The organism is Microseira wollei NIES-4236 (assembly GCF_020521235.1).
Lineage (GTDB): Bacteria > Cyanobacteriota > Cyanobacteriia > Cyanobacteriales > Aerosakkonemataceae > Microseira > Microseira wollei.
The window spans coordinates 1-498 of record NZ_BLAY01000550.1 but is presented as its reverse complement, the minus strand read 5'-3'; the positions used below and the strand labels follow the sequence as shown (position 1 = coordinate 498).

The window sequence follows — 498 nt, the reverse complement described above, 5'->3', positions numbered from 1 at the left end:
GCACGGCAGGATTAACATCGCTCCCATCACCAAAATATCTCTATTGCCGTGCCCCTACAGCAATCGTTGTATTGTTGGGGCACGGCAGGATTAAAATTGTTATTTTCATCAAAATATCTCTCTTGCCGTGCCCCTACAGCAATCGTTGTATTGTTGGGGCACGGCAGGATTAAAATTGTTATTTTCATCAAAATATCTCTATTGCCGTGCCCGTACAGCAATCGTTGTATTGTTGGGGCACGGCAGGATTAACATCGCTCCCATCACCAAAATATCTCTCTTGCCGTGCCCCTACAGCAATCGTTGTATTGTTGGGGCACGGCAGGATTAAAATTGTTATTTTCATCAAAATATCTCTCTTGCCGTGCCCGTACAGCAATCGTTGTATTGTTGGGGCACGGCAGGATTAAAATTGTTATTTTCATCAAAATATCTCTCTTGCCGTGCCCGTACAGCAATCGTTGTATTGTTGGGGCACGGCAGGATTAAAATTGTTAT

The 498-nt window shown here is 44.0% G+C and carries 2 protein-coding genes; both read right to left on the bottom strand.

Annotated elements, in window-relative coordinates:
* Positions 1 to 26: 26 nt before the first annotated feature.
* Positions 27 to 188, bottom strand: a complete 162-nt coding sequence (locus MiSe_RS49810) for a hypothetical protein (RefSeq protein ID WP_226595037.1) — start codon at positions 186 to 188, stop codon at positions 27 to 29.
* Positions 188 to 346: a hypothetical protein gene (locus MiSe_RS49805; RefSeq protein ID WP_226595036.1), complete on the bottom strand. Its 159-nt coding sequence runs from the start codon at positions 344 to 346 to the stop codon at positions 188 to 190. The genes MiSe_RS49810 and MiSe_RS49805 overlap by 1 nt, the downstream gene beginning before the upstream one ends.
* Between the last annotated feature and the right edge of the window lie 152 nt (positions 347 to 498).

Excerpts from the sequence above, each read along its gene's own strand:
- MiSe_RS49810 (WP_226595037.1), bottom strand. The coding sequence starts at position 188 with ATGAAAATAACAATTTTAATCCTGCCGTGCCCCAACAATACAACGATT.
- MiSe_RS49805 (WP_226595036.1), bottom strand. The coding sequence starts at position 346 with ATGAAAATAACAATTTTAATCCTGCCGTGCCCCAACAATACAACGATT.